The sequence below is a fragment of the Breoghania sp. L-A4 genome, from assembly GCF_003432385.1.
In the GTDB taxonomy this organism is placed as follows: Bacteria; Pseudomonadota; Alphaproteobacteria; order Rhizobiales; family Stappiaceae; genus Breoghania.
This window is the reverse complement of record NZ_CP031841.1, coordinates 1032054-1051305: the sequence shown is the minus strand read 5'-3', so window position 1 is coordinate 1051305 and position 19252 is coordinate 1032054. Positions and strand designations below refer to the sequence as shown.

The following is a 19252-nucleotide window of genomic DNA, read 5'->3' as shown; positions in this document are numbered from 1 at the left end:
ACAGCGCCTCCGGTTGGAAACGGCCGGGGCGCTTCGCGTTTGGGCGGCCTTGCGGCTCCCGGCCCGCTACCCCAGAAAATCACTCGCCAGCAGCGCAAGGCAACTGATGAATCCGGCCGCCGGCACGAAGGCGGGCACGGTGAAGGCGCCTTGCGGGGCCGCCTCGCCGCGCCACTTCATGAGCCACAACGACGCATTGACCAGCGCGAAGGTGGCGAGCGCGATGCGCGAGGTCCATTCCGCCAGATCTCCCAGCGGCAGCGCCAGCGCCAGCACCAGCACAATGCCAATGATCACCAGCGTCGCGTTGAGCGGCGTGCGGGTGCGCGCGTTGACCGCGCCCAGGGCGGCCGGCAGCCGCTTTTGCCGCGCCAGCCCGTACAGCACCCGGGCGGCCATGATGATCTGGATGATCACCCCGTTCAGCGTCGCGACGATCGCCACCGCGGTGATCGCGGCGGGCGAGGCGCCGGTGATCGTGCCGAAGACAAGGCTCAGCGGCGCGCGCGACGCCGCCAGCTCCTCGATCGGCACCGACAGCACCGCGACGCTGGCCACCGCCATGTAGATCGTGGTGGTGATCACCAGTGTCAGGAAGATCGCCCAGGGCAGCGTGCGGCCCGGGTTCTTCACTTCTTCCGCCAGATTGACGATGTCCTCGAAACCGATGAAGGCGAAAAACGCCAGCAGCGATGCGCCGGCGATGGCGCTCAAGGCCACCGTGTCGGTGAAATCGGGAACGATGCGCGGCAGATCGTCGACCAGTTGCGGATGCGCGCCGAAACCGATCGCCACCAGCGCGAGCAGCGCGCCCACCTCGATCAGCGTGAAGATCGAGGCGAAGGTCACCGATTCCAATATTCCCCAGGCGGCGATCGCGCCCATGCCGAGGATCAGGAGCGTCGCCAGCAGCGGGTCGGGCCAGGCCAGGAACTCGCGCACATAGCCGGTGCTGCCCACCGCGATGGCCGCCGAGGACACCGTGCCCATGGCGATCACCATCAGGCCGACGATCAGCGCGAGCCTGTCGCTGCGAAAGCCTGCGCGCACGTAGGCCGCCTCACCCGCGCTCACCGGCAGCCGGGTGGAGAACTCGGCGAACGACGCGGCCGAAAAGCCCACCACGACGGCCGAGATCAGAAAGGCCACCGGCGCATGCACGCCCGCGCGTCCGGCGGTCGCCCCAGCAGCACGTAAATTCCGGCGCCGATCGTGACGCCAATCCCGTAGAGCACCACCAGCGGCAGCGACAACGCGCGTTTGAGTTCGTAATCCGGCATGAAGAAAGCCCCCGAGAGACACGCCGCCAGCAGGCCCGCCCGGGGCGCGGCGTCAAGGAGGCAGATCAAAGGGCGTCACCGGCTTCTGGATCTTCCGCCGTGATCAACGCCACGTTTAGTTTCCGACGTCATCCCGGCGAAAGCCCCGTGCGGCACGATAAAGAGCGCGTCGACGGATCCGGAAACCCGGAGAAAAGCCGCAGCAGGCGCTTCCTTACCCTGATGAGCAGCCAGATGCGGCGCAACCGCCTGATGAATAGAACAGGTGCCCTGCGGGCGACTCCCTCCTGGGTTCCGGATCACGTGATGCGGCCTTCGCCGCACACGGTCCGGAATGACGTTGAGAGATGAAGGCCCACGCCGGGACACGGTGGTCGGAGACGCGCCCTGCAATCCCTCACGCCAGCGTCGCCAGGTTGGATTTCACCGCCACGTTGGTGGCATCCAGGTTGGGCTCGCCGCTCACCGGCACCCGGAACTTCAACGAAACATCGGGGCCGAACACCAGGCAATGGGTGGAGCCGCCGAAATGGAACATGCCGAGCGGATCGCCCTTGCTCAGCACGTCGCCCGGCTTCACCTGGATCTGGCAGCTCGACACCTCGGCCATGCCGACGGCGACGAAGGCCATCAGGCCGATGCCCGGGTCCGTCGCGCGGATGAAGATGACGGCCCGGGTGGCCACCGAGGTGATGAAGGGCTGCGAGGCGTTGGGCGCCGACGGATCGGGATCGGGGCTATGCACGCCCTCGCTCATGCTTTCCAGATAATAGCTGCCGTTGATCACGAAGGCGTCCTCGACGGTGCCGTCGACGGGCGCATTCCAGCGGTGGTAGCTCAGCGCGCTGAGGAAGGCCTGATAGACCGAGCCGCCCTGAAAATGCGCCGCCTTCGGGTGGAATCCGAGCATGTTGTTCAGCGAATAGGGCTGCCCCTTCAGCCAGAAGCGGTCCGACAGGCCCACATTGGTCACGACTTGCAGCGGCGCGGATTCGCACGCGCTGACGACCGGCGCGTCGCCTACCGGCCGCACGCCGGGCTGGAACTCGCGGGTGAAGAAATCGTCCCACGACGCAAACCCCAGATAGACCGGATCGTTGGGATCCGGCACCTGAAAAATCTCGGTGAACGACTTGCTCAGGCAATCCGCACTTCCGCCCGACGGCTGGCAGGCGACCGCGATCATCTGCGCCTTGGCGTCGTCGCTGAGCCAGGCGACGACAGGCGGATCGGATTTGGGGTCGCTTTCCGCCAGCACATACCGCGACGCCTCGGAGGTGAGGAACGCGCTCCAGTGCCGCAGCACGGGCTGGAAGGCGCGGTTGAACAGCTCCGAGGAGAACACCGTGTAGCCCGCGCCGGTGCCCATCGGCCAGTCGAGCAGCGCGTTGATCGGAAAGCCCACCAGCCCCAGCGCCTCTCCCTTAGCATCGACATAAAACTCCGGCGCCGTGGTCATGATGGCGTTGAGCAGCCCCAAAAACTCCGGCCAGCTTGTCACCGAGGGCTGGCCCAGCGGGTTTTCCGGATCATAGTCGTAGCCCTCGACGAACATCACCTGCGTCAGCGCCGCCAGCGTGGGCGTGCTGGCGACCAGATTCTGCAGGTCCTTGATCGGCGGGATGTAGTCCGCCGGGTCGGCCTTTGGCCTTGAGCGCAGCTTTTCGACGAATTTGCGGATGAGTTCGGGATCGGACGGAAGCCATCCGCCCACGCGCCGCTTGTTGGATCGTGCCATGATGGGGTGCTCCGGTTGCCCGCCGGGACCACGCTCAATGCGCGTGCCGCGTCCACGAGGCGGACGGGATGAAAACACTTTTGGTCAATGATCCGAGTGTGCCACAGGCTGACGTTGCGTCAAAATACTGCAGAAGTGAGGGCGGCAGATGCAGGATGCCCGTCACGTCATTTCGGGATGCGGGTCCCAAGGCGATGCATGTCGGCATGGAAGAAGTCCGGCAAGACGACGCAGAACGCATTCACCGCCACTTTTGCGGCATGCCAGACCTCCCCGATTGTCATCCCGGGCGAGCATGGCGAGACCCAGTAACCGCAGGGTTCTCGCCCCTGCCACAGGCTTTCTGCCGCACTGATGCGCCTGCCCGGCGCATCCGCCAGCGGCATCGTTTACTGGGTCCCGGCTTTCCGCTGCGCTCCAGCCGGGATGACATGTAAGGATGGAGCGACGCTCCGAAAACGCCGCGCCCGGTTACCCCCCGTCCGCAGACCCACCATCGTCATCCCGGGCGCGGTGCGGCACGCAGTGCTGCTCCGCAGACCCGGGACCGGCAACCTCCATGCCATCGCCGGCTTCATCCCCCGTGTCATCCCGGCCTCCGGAGCCGGGATCCAGCAACAACAGGCCTCAGGACCGGTGCGCCGCCCGCCACGCACGCAGACGTCATCACCCGGCGCAGTCCGGGTGATCCACTCACGCCTGCCGCCAGCACCGCGCTCAACGTCCGGGCGCGGGTACACGTGTCCGATGGCATTGGGTTGCACGGACTGCACCCTCCCGGCCGTCATCCCGGGCGCGGTGCAGCGTGAAACGATGCGCCGCAGACCCGGGACCGGCGATCCGGTCATGCGCCCCGGATCTGCAAAGCGGCACGATGCGCCGCAATGCGTCCGGGGTGACATCGCCAGGTGCCGTCAGCCCCAAACGACGGAATAAGACCCTACTCCGCCGCCTGCGGGCTCACCTCCGCCGGTTGCGGCTTCTCCCATTTCAATGTCGGCTGAGCGATCCCATCACGTAACGGTGAGGACGGTTTATCGCCCGCGCCGCTTGGCACGGCTCAAAATTCTTCGCAAGCGCGCTATATTCGGATGACGGTCTCCTCCGGAGAGAACAGCCATCACCCTATGTGCCATAGGAGATATCTCGATGACCGCCGACCTGCTCACCCGCCGCACGCTGCTCGCCGCCGCTGTGGTGACCGCGGGTTCCGGGCTCCTTGTGCCCGCCCGCGCGAAAGGTCTTGCCCCAACGCAGTCGATGCGGGGCGGTTCCAACAACTACCTGCCCGGCGCGCCGATCGTGAATCGGATCGGCGAAGGAGGATTCTGGATGTCGGGCACCGTGCGTCGCGCGGGCGATGGCGCCCCGCTTGCTGGTCAACGTATCCAGATCTGGGCGCATACAACCGAAGGGCACGAGCGCGACCCGCACAGCCATGGGGCGACGCTCACCGACGCGGACGGAAGGTTCCGCCTCGAGATGCCGCAGATCGTCCCGGCCTTCGGCCAGCCGCATGGCCATCTCGCCTATGACAGCGGCGATTTTGAAACCGTCTTCCTGCGTCCCGTGATGAGCAGTTCGCGCGAGACCAGCCTTGAGGCGCATTTCGTCCTTCAGCCGGCGTGAGCGCGCCGAAAACCATGAGCCGGGCCGCAACAATCCTGACCTGGACCGCCCTTGCGGCCGTCCTTGCGGTGCCCATTGCCTTCGCTGCCGCAAGCCCGCTGCTTCAGTGGCGCGATCCTGTCTATATCGCGGGCGGGTTCGCAGGGGTGACCGCAATGGCGTTCCTGCTCGTCCAGCCTTTGCTGGTGGGCGGGACCCTGCCTGGCCTCGCTGCCCGCGCGGGCGGCGGGTGCATCGCTGGATCGGGAGCTGTCTGGTCGCGGCGGTGATCATCCACGTCGCGGGTCTTTGGATCACCAGTCCGCCCGACGTGGTCGACGTTCTCCTCTTCAGATCGCCAACGCCGTTCTCCGTCTGGGGCGCGATCGCCATGTGGGCTGTCTTCGCGGCAGCAAGCCTCGCCGCGTTGCGCAAGCGCCTGCAACCGCGCACCTGGCGCCTTGCTCACACGACCCTTGCGGCGACGGCCGTCTCGGGAAGCGTGGTCCACGCCATCCTGATAGAGGGGACGATGGAGACCGTGTCGAAGGCGGCGCTCTGCTTGGCTGTCGTCGCAGCGACCGTGAAGGTGGTCGCCGACCTGAAAGTCTGGACGATCAGAGCGCGCCGGGAACCGTCACGGTGAAGCGTATACTGGCAACATAACCCCGGCCACAAGGCCCAATAAAGCCAGCTATCCGAAGACAAAAGCGCCCCCTATCGGCGCCCAACGGCCGCGTCTGACCCGAAGCGGTCATTGGCCCTTTGAAGGCCGAATGGAAGGACGGTTATCAGCTCCAGCAGACTAATCACTGACCAAATGATCGAGACCGTCCAATTAAGAGGCGAAAGGGTCCCGGCGACTTTGTGCAACAGAGCCTGTTTCCTGCCTGCGAGGCGCACAGTGCGCCCTCTTAATATTGCCCAACCCAATAGGGGTCTACGGTGAAGCGTGGGAAAAAAGGCTCCCCGCGCACGTTGTTCATCAGGTCCCAATACATGGACTCGATCAGCGGGTTAGTAATGTCAGACGGTACATCATATTCGTACATTTGCGCGCCCGAGCAAACAACGGTCGGCCGATAGGCACGCCGGAATTCGGGCGTCAAATACTCGTAGATGCCCCAGCGGATGTTGTTAAGGAAGCAGGCGATGAAGGTCGCGGGATAGCAGGGAAAGATATGGTCTTGGAACCATTCTTGGAACTCCGGCACGACAAGATAGGCCTGCCCTTCGTCGATGTCGGTGCCATTATCGCTGAGTACCGTGCGAATGTCTTTCACGACCCTATCTAAGCGCGTAATGCCATGCTTCGAAATGTTACCGCAAATCTTGAGGTAGGTCATTCTCTTAACCCGGATCGGGCCATTGCGATCTATGGCGGGTAGCCACACCTCCTCGACATTAGTACATCCGTCCAGCCATACGGCGAACGCGTTGAGTGGCGTCGCCAATGCTGATGAATCTTGTCCAAGTTGAGGGTCTTTAGCGACGGCATCTAGAAGGCCGAGATAGGTCTTTCCGAGGCTGCCCTCGCCGTTCGGCTTGGATAGTCCGAGCGTCCCATCATTCGGCAATGAAAGGAAGTCAGCGAGGATGATCAGAAAGAGTTTGCAAGCTTCGCGCGACGTGAAATTGAGGATCGCGTCCTCGATTTTATGCCCTTTCTCAAAATGAGCATAGTGGACCATCGAGTCGATTAGGTCCCGCACGGCCGCTAGGATTACGACTTCTTTGTCGAGGGCAGAGTAGTGTTTAGCTTTCATGGCATGATTGTAGTCCCTCGCAACGATCTGACAATCATAGTCCTATGCATAAGATCGCCCGTGGAAATCTTGAACAGGCTAGTTGTCCGGCGACTCCACGACGCTCTCAAATTTTCTATTGAACGTCCCCTCTTGGCGCAAAGCAGCCAAACATTGCTGAATAGCGGGCACAGCGCAGCAAAAACCCGAGCTGGATGACAAAGCTCATACCCCTCGATCGTCATCCTCGGCCTTGTGCCGAGGATCCATGTTTTCAATGGCTTGTGGATGGTCGGGACAAGCCCGACCATGACGAAGGCCGGATTTCCCGGCTTTATCAGCAGCCTCACCCCGGCCAGATCGACCGGGGCTCTCGTCATTTCAGTGTGCTGAAGTGTCCTACTCCGCCGCCTGCGGGCTCACCTCCGCGGGCTCCGGCTTCACCCATTTCAGCACCGGCTTTCGCGCCGCCGCCGTCTCGTTCAGGCGGCGTCGCGGGGCGTGGTAGGGCGCGCCGGTGAAGCGCGCCGCATCGCCATTCTTCGCCGCCATCACCAGATCGCGCATGGTGGCGATGAACAGATCCATCGAGGCGAGACTTTCGGATTCCGTCGGCTCGATCAGCATCGCGCCATGTACCACCAGCGGGAAATACATGGTCATGGGGTGATAGCCCTCGTCGATCATGGCCTTGGCGAAATCCAGCGTGGTGACGCCGGTGCCTTTGAGGAAACTGTCGTCAAACAGCACCTCATGCATGTAGGCGCGCTCGCCGAACGGCAGGCTCATCAGGTCCTGCAGCCCGACGCGGATGTAGTTGGCGTTGAGCACCGCGTCCTCGGAGGCCTGTCTCAAACCGTCCGCGCCGTGGCTGAGCATGTAGGAGAGCGCGCGGATGAACATGCCCATCTGGCCGTGAAACGCCGTCATGCGGCCGAACGGCGTGTCGCCCGCCGCCTTGGCGTGCTTGCGCGTCTCGATGAACTCCGAGCCGTCTTGCGTGAATTTCACGTAAGGCACCGGCGCAAACGGCGCCAGCGCCTCGGACAGCACCACCGGACCCGCGCCCGGTCCGCCGCCGCCGTGCGGCGTGGAGAACGTCTTGTGCAGGTTGATGTGCATGGCGTCGACGCCGAGATCCCCGGGCTTCGCCTTGCCGACGATGGCGTTGAAATTCGCCCCGTCGCAATAGAAGTAGGCGCCGGCCTCATGCACCGCGTCGGCGATTTCCCGGACGTCGCGCTCGAACAGCCCGCAGGTGTTGGGATTGGTCAGCATGATCGCGGCGACATCGTCGGAGAGCAGATAGCGCACGGCGCGCGGATCCACGGTGCCGTCGTCGCGCGCCGGGATCTCGACAACCTTGTAGCCCAGCAGCGCCGCCGTCGCCGGGTTGGTGCCATGGGCGGATTGCGGCACCAGGACGATCGAGCGTTCCTCGCCGCGCGCCTTCAGCGCCGACTTGATGGCCATCATGCCGCACAGCTCGCCGTGCGCGCCGGCCTTGGGGCTCATGGCGACGGACGCCATGCCGGTCTCCACCAGCAGCCAGTGGCCGAGTTCCGCGATCAGGTCGACCGCGCCCTTGACGGTTGAAAGCGGCTGCAGCGGATGGGCGTCAGCGAATCCCGGCAGCCGGGCCATCTTCTCGTTCAGCCGCGGGTTGTGCTTCATGGTGCAGGAGCCCAATGGGTAGAGCCCCATGTCGATGGCGAAGTTCTTCTGGCTGAGCCGCACGTAGTGGCGCATGGCTTCGGGCTCTGTCAGCCCCGGCAGGCCAATGGGCGTGGAGCGCCGGTGCGCACCCAGCCGCGGCTTGAAATCCAGCGGCACGTCGATGTCGACGCCGGTCACGTCCTCGCGGCCGGTCTCGAAGATCAGCGCCTCCTCCAGCATCAGCGCCTTGTTGCCGGTGAACGTCTCATGCGCGGTGATCGGGCCCGCATCGCCCGGAGTGGAGGGGCGGCCTTGGGTGTTCATGGTCATGCCAGCACCTCCTTGAGCGCGTGCGCATAAGCCGCGCGGTCCTCGTCCGTGTTGATTTCCGTCGCCGCCACCACGATCAGATCCTCGACGCCCTTGGCCACCGGCTCGACGCGGGAGACGGGCACGCCGCCCATCACGCCCTTCTCCGCGAGCGCGTTGATCACGGCGTTGGCCGATTTGCCGGACACCCGGATGGTGAATTCATTGAAGAAGCTCTCGTTGAGCAGCTCCACGCCGTCGATGGCATCGAGCATCTCCGCCAGCTTCACCGCCGCCGCGTGGTTGGCGAGCGCCAGTTGCTCGAGCCCGGTCTGGCCCAGCAGTGTCATGTGGATGGAAAACGCGAGCTGGCACAGCCCGGCGTTGGTGCAGATGTTCGAGGTCGCCTTGTCGCGGCGGATGTGCTGCTCGCGGGTCGAAAGCGTCAGGACGAAGCCGCGCTTGCCGTCGGCATCCACCGTCTCGCCGCACAGCCGTCCCGGCATCTGGCGGACGTATTTCTGCTTGGTGGCGAAGAGCCCCACGTAGGGTCCGCCAAACGTCAGCGGGTTGCCCAGCGACTGGCCCTCGCCCACCACGATGTCCGCGCCCTGGCTGCCCGGCGGCTCGATCAGCCCCAGCGACACCACTTCGGTGAACACGGCTATGAGCAGCGCGCCGCAGGCCTGCGCCTTCTCGGCGATCGGCTTGAGATCGATGAGCTGGCCGTAGAATGACGGCGACTGCACGACGACGCAGGAGGTCTCCTCGTCGATCTGGCTGAGAATGTCTTCCGTGCCCATCGGGTCCGCCGGCAGGGAGACGACCGTGTCGCCCGCCAGATCGGCGGTGGTGCGCACCACCGCGCGGTAATGCGGGTGCAGCCCGCCCGAGAGCACCGCCTTGGAGCGCTTGGTGATCCGGTGCGCCATCAGCACCGCTTCCGAGGTGCCCGTGGAGCCGTCGTACATCGAGGCGTTGGCCACATCCATGGCCGTCAGATTGGCGACTTGGGTCTGGAACTCGAACAGCGCCTGCAGGGTGCCTTGCGTGATCTCCGGCTGATAGGGCGTGTAGGAGGTCAGGAACTCCGAGCGCTGGATCAGGTGATCGACAGAGGCCGGCACGTGATGCTTGTAGGCGCCCGCGCCGATGAAAAACGGCACCGAGCCGGCGGCGACGTTCTTCGCGGCCATGGCGGAGAGATGCCGCTCCACCGCCAGTTCGCTCTTGCGCCGCGGCAGATCGAGCAGACCGTCGATCCGGGCGGCCTTGGGGATGTCGGCGAAAAGATCGTCGATGGAGCCGACGCCGATGCGGTCGAGCATGTCGCCGCGCTCCTGGTCGGTCAGCGGAAGATAGCGCATGGGCTTTGTTCCCGAGTTCTAGGTGTCGCCGATCACGGCACATTCGATTGGCATCAACTTTGCCGCCCCTCGATCGTCATCCCCGCCGGAGCGCAAGCGGAGAGCGGGGACCCACTCTGATCCCGGCACGCAAAAGGACTGGCGATACGCGCAATCATTCCCGCGCGAACAGCCTCTCGCGCCGGTCGCTCGGCATAGTGGGCCCCGATCAAACCGGGGATGACGGCGGAGAACAGTCAGATCGCGCAGGGTGCTCGCACGTTCTGATGTCTCCTTCGACGGTATCCGTCATCCCGGCTCAGCGCTTCTCCGCGGCCGGGATGACATCCATTTTCAAGTCCCCGCCCTACAGCGTCTCCACGAACGCCTTGTAGGCGGCCTCGTCCATCAGGCCCTCGAGTTCCGAGGTATTGGCGATTGTCATCTTAATGAACCAGGCAGCCCCTTCCGGGTCCTCGTTGACCTTGGCCGGCGCGTCGGCCAGCGCGCCGTTGGCTTCCGTCACCTCGCCGGTGATCGGCGCGAAGACTTCCGACGCCGCCTTCACCGATTCCACCACCGCTGCCTCGTCGCCCTGGGCAAGCGCCTTGCCGGCATCGGGCAGCTCGACGAAGACGACGTCGCCGAGCTGGCTCTGCGCGTAGTCGGTGATGCCGATGGTGGCGGTGGCGCCGTCAACGGCGATCCATTCGTGGTCCTTGGAATAGTAGGTTGTCATCTGATGGTTCCCTGGAAGAACGCCGGTCGTCCGGCCGAAGTCATGCTGGTTTTCGGTGGTAGCGGTGCGGCACGAAGGGCATCGCGCTCACGGTGGCGGGCAGTTCGCGGCCGCGCACAAGCAGCAGCACATGGGTGCCTTCCACGGCGTGCAGCGGGTCGACATACCCCATGGCGACCGGTCCGCCGACGCTGGGCGCGAAGCCGCCGGAGGTGAGCACCCCGATGCGGTCGCCGCCGAGCGATTGTATTTCCGCGCCCTCGCGCGCCGGGGCCTTGCCCTGCAGCCGCAGGCCGACGCGCTTGCGCGACGGTCCGCCGGACAATTCGCGCAGGATGCGGGCGGAGCCGGGGAAATCGCCGGCCTCGCGGCGGCGCTTGTGCAGCACGAAGGGGATGTCGCCTTCCACCGGCGAGGTGGTCTCGTCGAGATCGTGGCCGTAAAGGCACAGGCCGGCTTCCAGCCGCAGGCTGTCGCGCGCGCCCAGGCCCACCGGCGAAACCGCGTCGTGGCTGAGCAGCGCGCGGGCCATCGCCTCGGCCGCGCCGGCCTTTACCGAAATCTCGAAACCGTCCTCGCCGGTATAGCCCGAACGGCTCACCTGGCAGTCGATGCCGTCGAATTCGAGGGTCGCGGCGCTCATGAAGTCCATGCCGGCGGCGCCGGGCACATGTTTGGCCAGCGCGTCCGCCGCCTTCGGCCCTGGATGGCGATCAGCGCGCGGTCCTCGACGACCTCCAGCGCGATGCCGTCGGGCAGGCTCTTGCGGATGACGTCGTAATCCACCGCCTTGCGCGCGGCGTTGACCACCAGGAACAGCCGGCCGTCATTCTCCTCGCCTGCAGGCCGCGTCACCATCAGGTCGTCGATGATGCCGCCTTTCGCGTTGAGCAGCACGGTGTAGCGGATCCGGCCGGGACTGATGCCGATGATGTCGGAGGGAACCAGGGTCTCGAGCGCCCGCGCCGTGGTCTCGTGATCCGGACCAACCAACCACGCCTGACCCATGTGGGAGACGTCGAACAGCCCCGCGCCCTCGCGGGTCGCGGCGTGCTCCTTGAGGATGCCGGCGGGGTACTGCACGGGCATGTCGTAGCCGGCGAAGCCCACCATACGGGCGCCGAGTTCGAGATGCAGCTCATGCAGGGGCGTGGTCAGAAGCGGGCCGCTTGCGGCGGATTCGGCCATGTGGCGTTCCTCGATCAGAGTCCGGGCGGTGATCTGGACAACCCTGTCCAGTCACGCCCCCTCTGTCCGAGAACCTGAGAGATTCCTGAGGCGATGGCCGCACCATCGCCCGCAGTTACTCCTTCGGTGTGCCGGTTCCCGGCTGGGGGAACGCAACCGCTTTCCAGAGTGTCGCTTGGCCGTGCGGTCCTGGGTGCCTGAGAGTTTCCGGGGCGGTTGCTCCTTCGGCGCCGGGGGATTCTCCCGGTCTCTCCCGCCTGGCCATTTTCCCGCGGGCTCCATGAACGAGCCCGCGAAAATGTCGATTCGCGACGATTGATCGACCAATTCATTGTGCGGCTGGCGCACGCGTACTGTCAATCGTGCTGCACTGCATTCAATGAAAAACGCAATGCAGCGCAGATCCGGTTACCGGCGCTTGCGGCCGGCCTCCTCGTCAAAGCCGATGTAGATGCGCGAGGCGCCGGCGGCCGGAACCGTGATCGAGTCGACCACGGTGTTCCAGGCCTGCGTGCCGCTTGCCGCGGTCATCGCGACCGCCACCGGCACCAGCTCCGAAGCCAGCACGGCGTCCTCGTCGCCGGTCACCGCGATGCGCAACGGCAGGTCCACCGCGCCATCGACGCCGGCCGGACCGCTCACCACGCGGCCGATGACACCCACCTTGATGGTCACCATGTCGCCGGAGTGGAAGCACTCGCGCGCCCACTCGCGGATCGTCGCCTGATACCGCAGCCCGCTCGGATCGTCCTCCTGGCCGCGCGCATAGACCGTCAGCAGGTGGGAATCGCCGCGCACCTCGACCTGCGGGCAGAATTTCTGCCTCTCGAACAGCGTCGGATCGACCGGCTTGTTCTCCTCGGCGATCTTGCCGCCGGAAAAATCGCCCGTCAGGAAGGGATTGCCCGCGCCCGGCGGTCCGTCGGAGGAACCGCAGGCGCCCAACAGCAACAGCCCCGCCAGCGCGCCGGCGCGCGCCGCGGCGCGTCCACGCATCCCCGGCATCGAGATATTTCTACGCATCGACCAAACACTCTCCTGCTGGTTCTCGCCTCGTCTATATCAGCCCAGCCGCCGCTTGGCGACCGTTGCAGGCGCCACACGTCCGCCTCATAGAGCCTTCAGGGTCCGCCGCGAACCCCGGCGCCCACGCCGTCCGCGACCGCACGCCCCTTGACAGGAGGCGGCGGCGTTCCTCTATTGCCAGAAAATCCTGATGCCGGAGCCGTCCATGTCCACGACCAGCGCGACCAAACCGCCGCTCACGGTGCTTCTGTGCGCCCCGCGCGGCTTTTGCGCCGGCGTCGACAGGGCCATCCAGATCGTCGAGCTGGCGCTGGAGAAATACGGCCCGCCGGTCTACGTGCGCCACGAGATCGTCCACAACAAGTTCGTGGTCGAAAGCCTGCGCGCCAAGGGCGCGGTTTTCGTCGAGGAACTGCACGAGATCGACCAGCCGGACCGGCCGGTGATCTTCTCCGCGCACGGGGTGCCGAAATCCGTGCCTGAGGACGCCCGGGCGCGCAACATGTTCTTTCTCGACGCCACCTGCCCGCTGGTCTCCAAGGTGCACAAGGAAGCCCAGATCCACCACAAGCGCGAGCGCGACATCGTGCTGATCGGCCATGCCGGACATCCGGAGGTGATCGGCACCATGGGCCAGTTGCCGCCGGGCACGGTGACGCTGATCGAGACCGTGGAGGACGCACGCGCTTACGAGCCGAAGGATCCGGCGAACCTCGCCTGGATCACCCAGACGACGCTGTCGGTGGACGACACCCGCGACATCATCGAGGTGCTGCGCGCGCGGTTTCCCTCAATCGCCAGCCCGCACAAGGAAGACATCTGCTACGCCACCACCAACCGCCAGGAAGCGGTAAAAGCCGTGGCGCCGAGCGCCGACGCGATGATCGTGGTGGGCGCGCCGAACTCGTCGAATTCGCAGCGGCTGCGCGAGGTGGCGGAGCGCTCCGGCTGCGCCACGGCGGTGCTTTTGCAACGCGCGCATGACATCGACTGGGCGGATTTCGACGGCATCTCCACGCTGGCGATCACCGCGGGCGCCTCGGCGCCGGAAGTGCTGGTGGAGGAAATCATCGACGCCTTCGCGACCCGCTTTGACGTCAGCGTGGAAAGCGTCCGCACCGCAGACGAGACCGTGTCCTTCAATCTGCCGCGCCAGCTGCGCCCAGATGCGGCGGAGTAGCCGCAGCCGAATGACCGAAAAGCCGGGTACCCGATAACATGGCTGTCTACACGGAAGTCCCCGACGACGAGCTCGCCGCCTTCGTCGCCCGATACGGCATCGGCGCGGTGCTGTCGTGCAAGGGCATCGCGGAAGGTGTCGAGAACTCGAATTTCCTGCTCCACACCGAGCGCGGCTATTTCATCCTGACGCTCTACGAGAAACGCGTCGATCCCGCCGACCTGCCGTTCTTCGTCGGCCTCATGGACCATCTCGCCGAGAACGGCATCTCCTGCCCGACGCCGCTGAAGACGGCGCAAGGCGAGGCTCTGGGCACGCTCGCGGGACGTCCCGCCGCCATGGTCACCTTCCTCGACGGGCTCTCTTTGAAGCGGCCCGGACCGGAGCATTGCGCCGAGCTCGGCCAGGCGATGGCGCGGATGCACCTGGCGGGACAGAGTTTCGGCATGCGGCGCGCCAACGCCCTGTCGGTAGACGCCTGGCGGCCGCTCTACGGCCAGTCGCGCGACCGCGCCGACGAGGTGCGTCCCGGGCTCGGACGCGAGATCGAGGCGGAGCTCGATGTGCTGGAGGCCGCCTGGCCGCGGGACCTGCCGAGCGGCGTCATCCACGCGGATCTTTTCCCCGACAACGTCTTCTTCATCAAAGGCACGCTATCAGGGATCATCGACTTCTACTTCGCCTGCACCGATGCCCTGGCCTATGACGTCGCCATCAGCCTCAACGCCTGGTGCTTCGAGGCCGACATGTCGTTCAACGTGACCAAGGCGCGCGCGCTTCTGGGCGGCTACGCCCGCGTGCGCCCCTTCTCGGAAGCCGAATTCGAGGCGCTGCCGCTGCTGGCGCGCGGCGCCGCGCTGCGCTTCATGCTGACCCGGCTCTACGACTGGCTGAGCGTGCCCGAGGGCGCCCTGGTGACGCCCAAGGACCCGCTCGAATACATCAAGAAACTGCGGTTTCACCAATCCGTGGCCAGCACCCGCGACTACGGCCTGAACCCCATGGGCGCCCCTGCATGACCGACACCGTGACGATCTACACCGATGGCGCCTGCTCGGGCAATCCGGGGCCCGGCGGCTGGGGCGCGGTGCTGCGGTTCGGCGACAACCAGCGCGAGCTGCACGGCGGCGAGGCCGAGACCACCAACAACCGCATGGAGCTGACCGCGGCGATCGAGTCGCTCAACGCGCTCAAGCGCCCCTGCTCGGTCGATCTCTACACCGACAGCGTCTACGTGCGCGACGGCATCACCAAGTGGCTGCACGGCTGGAAGCGCAACGGCTGGAAGACCGCCGCCAGGAAGCCGGTGAAGAACGTCGAGCTGTGGCAGGCGCTGGAGGAGGCGAAGGCCCGGCACGAGGTGCGCTGGCACTGGGTGAAGGGCCACGCCGGCCATCCCGAGAACGAACTCGCCGACCAGCTCGCGCGCGACGGCATGGAGCCCTTCAAGGCGCGGCGGCGCACGGGCGGCGGCGCCTGATGGCTCTTGAGCTCTCCAACTGCGCGGCCACGGCCGCCCCTGCGCCCGGCCCGCGGGATGGGAACGAGGTTTCCGGTGACGCGCGAAAAATCCTGATCATCGCCAATCCGACGGCCGGCGGCTTTCGCGCGGCCGTCCTCGACCGCATCGCGGCCGCGCTGCGCGGCGACGGCCGCGCCGTGGAGCTGCATCTCACAAGCCGCGCCGGCGAGATCGGCGAAATCTGTTCCAACCCCAATCTCGCCGTCGACATTGTGGTTGTGGCCGGCGGCGACGGCTCGGTCAACGAGGCGCTGACCGGGTTCGAGGCCATCGTCGCTCCGCCCGCGCTGGCCGTGGTGCCGTTTGGCACCGCCAACGTGCTGGCCTGCGAGCTGAGCCTGCCGCGCCGCGCCGACGCCATCGCGCGGATGATCCTGCGCCGCCGCACGCGGCCGCTGCACTATGGCACGGCAAACGGCCGGCCCTTCGTGCTGATGGCCTCCTGCGGCTTCGACGCGGAAGTCGTGCACGCGGTGCCGCTGAAGCTCAAACGCCGGCTCGGCAAGGCCGCCTATGTGCTGAGCGCGTTCAAGGTGGTGGTCGGACGGCCGAGGCGCGACATCGCCGTCGAGATCGACGGCGAGACGCTGCGCTGCCGGCTCGCGGTGGTGGCCAACAGCTCGCATTACGGCGGGCCCTTCGTGCTGTGTCCGCAGGCGGGCGCAACCCGCGAGGGGCTGCACCTGATCGCGCTGATGAACGACAGTTTTCCGGCCCTGGTCCGCGTCGGCATCGCCTTGCTGCGCGGGCGGCTGTCGCGCGCCCGCGACGTGGTCATGCGGCCGGTGACCCACGCCGTGCTGCGCGCCGACGAACCGGTCGCGGCGCAGATCGACGGCGATCCCTTCGGCACCACGCCGATCGAGGTCGCCCCCGCCGCCCGCGCGCTGACGATCATCGTTCCCTGAATTCGGACGCGGTCGGCGGCTCAGATCTCGTCGGGACCGGTCTGCTTTTCCAGGAGCTTTTCGGCGTCCGGAGCGGACATGGGCTGGCCGTAGAGAAAGCCCTGGGCGTATTCGCAGCCCATCTGGAACAGCTCCAGCGCGTCTGAATCGGTCTCGGCCCCTTCCGCCACCACCTGCATGCCCAGATCATGCGCCAGGCCGACGATGGAGCGCAGGATCACGGGACGCGCGCTCTTGCCGTCGCCGCGCACGAACGACTGGTCCACCTTGATGGTGTCGAAGGGGAAGCGCTGCAGGTAGCTCAGGCTGGAGTAGCCGGTGCCGAAATCGTCCAGCGACAGGCCCGCGCCCAGATCGCGGATGCGGGCCAGCACGCGCGCGGAATACTCCGGGTTTTCCATGATCAGCGACTCGGTCACCTCGAGCTTCAAGGTGCCCGGCGCGACGGCGGAGCGCGACAGCACGGACTTCACGTCGTTGACCAGCTCCTGGCGCAGCAGCTGGCGCGAGGAGACGTTGACGGAGGCGAACAGCCTCTGGTGCCCCGGCAGCCGCTGCTGCCAGTCCGAGAGCTGATGGGCGGCGCGTTCCAGCACATAGACGCCCAGGTCATGGATCAGGCCGTTGTCCTCGGCCGCCGGGATGAACTCCGCCGGACCGATGCGGCCGCGCTCGGGATGATCCCAGCGCACCAACGCCTCGAAACCCGAAATCGTCCCGTCCATCAGCCGCACGATCGGCTGGTAGACGATGAACAGCTCCTGCCGGTCGATCGCGGCGCGCAGGTCGTGCTCCATGATGTCGCGGTCATTGGGGGTGTGCTTCAGCGTGGCGCGGAACGCCTCGATCCGGTCGCCGCCCAGCTTCTTGGCCTGATACATGGCGATTTCGGCGTCATGCACCACGTCGCCCGCGTCGCGGTACTGCTCCTCGCCGATGGCCACGCCGATGGACCCGGTGACCATGATCTCGCTGTCGCCGAAGAGGATCGGCGCGCGCAGCCCGCGGCGCAGGTTGTCGCCGAAGGCGGCGATGCGGTCGGCCTGCTGCTCGGACAGCAGCACGACGCCGAACTGGTCGCCGGCCAGACGGCACAGCGAGTCCTGCGGCTTGAGCTGGCGGCCTATGCGCCGCGCCACCGTCAGCAGGACGCTGTCTCCCACGGCGATGCCATGGGTGTCATTGATGGTCTTGAAGTCGTCGAGATCGAACAGCACCGCGGTGGGGCGGCCGGAGCCGTCGGCGCGGTTGCGCGTCAGCGCGGCGTTGAAGCGGTCGTGAAAGATCTGCCGGTTGGGCAGGCCGGTGAGATTGTCCTTGATGGAATCATGCAGCATCCGCTCTTCGGCGGTCCGCTGCTCGGTGACGTCGTGCAGCGTGCCGACGCAGCGCACCACCTCGCCGTCGGAGCCCAGGATGGGCCGCGCGCGCAACAGGAACCAGCGGAAATAGCCGTCGGCGGCGCGCAGCCGGAACGTCTGGGTGATGCGGCCGCGGCGCTGGTCGACCACCGCGTCGAGCGTCGCGCGAAAGCGGTCACGGTCCTGCGGGTGGATGACGTCGAGCCAGTCGCGCGCCGGCCCTTCCAGCGTGCCGTATTTCAGGCTGAGCAGTTCCTCGACCTCGCCGCCGGTAAAAATCCGGTCGCGATCGACGTCCCAGTCCCAGACCATGTCGCCGCAGCCGGTCATGGCCAGCGCCCGGCGGTCGACGTCGTCGATCACCCCATGCGCCAGCGCGCCGCCCGCAAACGCGTGCTGCAGCACCGTGAAGCCCAGCAGCAGCACGATCAGCACGATGCCGCCGTCGATGGCCGGCTGCACCAGATCGTTGTTGAGCCGCCCCGTCACCGTCAGCCCCGCCGCCACCAGCCACGCAAGCAGCAGGAACCAGCTCGGGATCAGCATGATGGCGCGGTCATAGCGCTTGGAGGCCAGATACAGGATGACGCCGAAACCGACGACACCAATCACGCCCAGGGAAATCCGGGCGATGCCCGCGGCGATCGAGGGGTCGGCCACGGCGACGCCGAACAGACCCAGCAGCAGCACCAGCGCCGCCAGCGCGGCGTGGCTGAAATGGATGTGCCAGCGGTTGAGGTTGAGATAGGCGTAGAGGAACACGATCAGGCTGGCGGCCAGAATCACCTCCGCGCCCGCGCGATAGAGCTGGCCGGCCCCGGCGTTGAGCCCGAACACCCGGCTCCAGAACCCGAAGTCGATGCACAGATAGCCCAGCACCGTCCATGCGAGCACCGCCGTGGCGGGAAACAGCATGGTCCCCTTGATCACCACGATGATGGTGAGAAACAGCGCCAGCAGGCCTGAAATGCCCAGCACGATGCCCTTGTAGAGCGTGTAGGCGTTGACGCTCTCCTTGTAGACATCCGGCTGCCACAGATAGAGCTGCGGCAGGTTGGAGGTGCGCAGCTCCGCCACATAGGTGACGACCGCGCCCGGATCGAGCGTGATCAGAAACAGATCCGCTTCATTGGAGCGCTCGCGTTCCGGCGCGATGCCCTGGCTGGGGGTCAGCGAGGCGATCCGCGAGGTGCCGAGATCCGGCCACAGGATGCGCGACCCGGCCAGCCGGTAGAACGGCGCCACCAGCAGCCTGTCGATCTGTTCGTCGGAGGGATTGGAGAGCGAGAAGACCACCCAGTCGGTATTCTCCCCGTCACGCGAGGCCACCTCGATGCGGCGGACGATGCCGTCGATGCCGGGAGCGGTGGAAAACTGCAGGCGTGCGCCGTGGTTGAGATAGCGGTCGACCGATTGCGTCAGGTCCACTGCGTCCGCGTCCAGGGGCACGGGGATGGAATCGATCGCCCGCGCCGCCGTGGATGACAGGATCAGGACCGTGAACAGCGCGGCCAATACATACCCGAAACGATGCACCAGTGACTCCAGTGGGGACGCAAGCAGTGGCGGAAGCAGTACCGGCTGGACGGTCATCTCACAAGAGGTGTTTCGCCACCTGTCGCGAGATGGACCATATTCGCCGGACC

The 19252-nt window shown here is 66.1% G+C and carries 15 protein-coding genes, 2 pseudogenes and 1 riboswitch; of the genes and pseudogenes, 6 read left to right on the top strand and 11 right to left on the bottom strand.

The genetic code is table 11. From position 1 onward, the window contains the following. Positions 1-66: 66 nt before the first annotated feature. The 4 genes from D1F64_RS04910 to D1F64_RS23090 form a co-directional block, all read right to left on the bottom strand. Positions 67-1149, bottom strand: a complete 1083-nt coding sequence (locus tag D1F64_RS04910; protein ID WP_248304626.1) for an amino acid permease — start codon at positions 1147-1149, stop codon at positions 67-69. Beyond that, positions 1137-1280, bottom strand: coding sequence for a hypothetical protein (locus D1F64_RS24265; protein WP_248304625.1), 144 nt, complete (start codon positions 1278-1280; stop codon positions 1137-1139). Before D1F64_RS24265 ends, D1F64_RS04910 begins: the two co-directional genes overlap by 13 nt. 397 nt (positions 1281-1677) lie before the next feature. Further along, positions 1678-3018, bottom strand: coding sequence for a phosphatidylserine decarboxylase family protein (locus D1F64_RS04905; protein WP_117411509.1), 1341 nt, complete (start codon positions 3016-3018; stop codon positions 1678-1680). Between the two features lie 167 nt (positions 3019-3185). After that, a complete protein-coding gene (locus D1F64_RS23090; protein ID WP_162901303.1) occupies positions 3186-3404 on the bottom strand; it encodes a hypothetical protein in 219 nt (72 codons plus the stop codon). Positions 3405-4167: 763 nt separating this feature from the next. Between D1F64_RS23090 and D1F64_RS04900 the strand changes: the two genes are divergently transcribed. Together D1F64_RS04900 and D1F64_RS04895 are read left to right on the top strand one after the other, a co-directional pair. Further along, positions 4168-4647 (top strand): twin-arginine translocation pathway signal, encoded by a 480-nt coding sequence (locus D1F64_RS04900; protein ID WP_117411508.1) that lies wholly within the window; start codon positions 4168-4170, stop codon positions 4645-4647. 14 nt (positions 4648-4661) lie between these two features. After that, a pseudogene (locus D1F64_RS04895) lies at positions 4662-5272 on the top strand (ferric reductase-like transmembrane domain-containing protein). 268 nt (positions 5273-5540) lie between these two features. Here D1F64_RS04895 and D1F64_RS04890 read toward each other — a convergent pair. The 6 genes and pseudogenes from D1F64_RS04890 to D1F64_RS04865 all read right to left on the bottom strand — a co-directional run bounded on the left by D1F64_RS04890 (position 5541) and on the right by D1F64_RS04865 (position 12632). Further along, positions 5541-6392, bottom strand: coding sequence for a hypothetical protein (locus D1F64_RS04890; RefSeq protein WP_117411507.1), 852 nt, complete (start codon positions 6390-6392; stop codon positions 5541-5543). A gap of 378 nt (positions 6393-6770) precedes the next feature. Beyond that, a complete protein-coding gene (gene gcvPB / locus D1F64_RS04885) occupies positions 6771-8357 on the bottom strand; it encodes an aminomethyl-transferring glycine dehydrogenase subunit GcvPB (protein ID WP_117411506.1) in 1587 nt (528 codons plus the stop codon). Then, a complete protein-coding gene (gcvPA, locus tag D1F64_RS04880) occupies positions 8354-9703 on the bottom strand; it encodes an aminomethyl-transferring glycine dehydrogenase subunit GcvPA (RefSeq protein ID WP_117411505.1) in 1350 nt (449 codons plus the stop codon). The genes gcvPB and gcvPA overlap by 4 nt, the downstream gene beginning before the upstream one ends. Positions 9704-10049: 346 nt before the next feature. After that, the gene (gcvH, locus tag D1F64_RS04875; protein ID WP_117411504.1) at positions 10050-10421 is read right to left on the bottom strand and encodes a glycine cleavage system protein GcvH; all 372 of its coding nucleotides are present in this window, start codon (positions 10419-10421) and stop codon (positions 10050-10052) included. Between the two features lie 40 nt (positions 10422-10461). Further along, positions 10462-11609: pseudogene (gene gcvT, locus D1F64_RS04870) on the bottom strand (glycine cleavage system aminomethyltransferase GcvT). A gap of 174 nt (positions 11610-11783) precedes the next feature. Next, positions 11784-11875: riboswitch (glycine riboswitch) on the bottom strand. 142 nt (positions 11876-12017) lie between these two features. Continuing rightward, the gene (locus D1F64_RS04865; protein ID WP_162901302.1) at positions 12018-12632 is read right to left on the bottom strand and encodes a hypothetical protein; all 615 of its coding nucleotides are present in this window, start codon (positions 12630-12632) and stop codon (positions 12018-12020) included. A 208-nt stretch (positions 12633-12840) separates the two neighbouring features. Between D1F64_RS04865 and ispH the strand changes: the two genes are divergently transcribed. The 4 genes from ispH to D1F64_RS04845 are packed head-to-tail and all read left to right on the top strand — an operon-like array spanning position 12841 to position 16245. Then, a complete protein-coding gene (gene ispH, locus D1F64_RS04860; RefSeq protein WP_117414434.1) occupies positions 12841-13815 on the top strand; it encodes a 4-hydroxy-3-methylbut-2-enyl diphosphate reductase in 975 nt (324 codons plus the stop codon). 38 nt (positions 13816-13853) lie between these two features. Then, positions 13854-14834 carry a homoserine kinase gene (locus tag D1F64_RS04855; RefSeq protein ID WP_117411502.1) on the top strand — a complete coding sequence of 327 codons (981 nt, stop codon included), beginning with the start codon at positions 13854-13856 and terminating at the stop codon, positions 14832-14834. Further along, positions 14831-15295, top strand: coding sequence for a ribonuclease HI (rnhA, locus tag D1F64_RS04850; RefSeq protein ID WP_117411501.1), 465 nt, complete (start codon positions 14831-14833; stop codon positions 15293-15295). The genes D1F64_RS04855 and rnhA overlap by 4 nt, the downstream gene beginning before the upstream one ends. Then, positions 15295-16245, top strand: a complete 951-nt coding sequence (locus D1F64_RS04845) for a YegS/Rv2252/BmrU family lipid kinase (protein WP_117411500.1) — start codon at positions 15295-15297, stop codon at positions 16243-16245. The genes rnhA and D1F64_RS04845 overlap by 1 nt, the downstream gene beginning before the upstream one ends. A 20-nt stretch (positions 16246-16265) precedes the next feature. On the opposite strand, the gene D1F64_RS04840 is transcribed toward D1F64_RS04845, so the two are convergent. After that, positions 16266-19199 carry an EAL domain-containing protein gene (locus D1F64_RS04840; RefSeq protein ID WP_117411499.1) on the bottom strand — a complete coding sequence of 978 codons (2934 nt, stop codon included), beginning with the start codon at positions 19197-19199 and terminating at the stop codon, positions 16266-16268. Between the last annotated feature and the right edge of the window lie 53 nt (positions 19200-19252).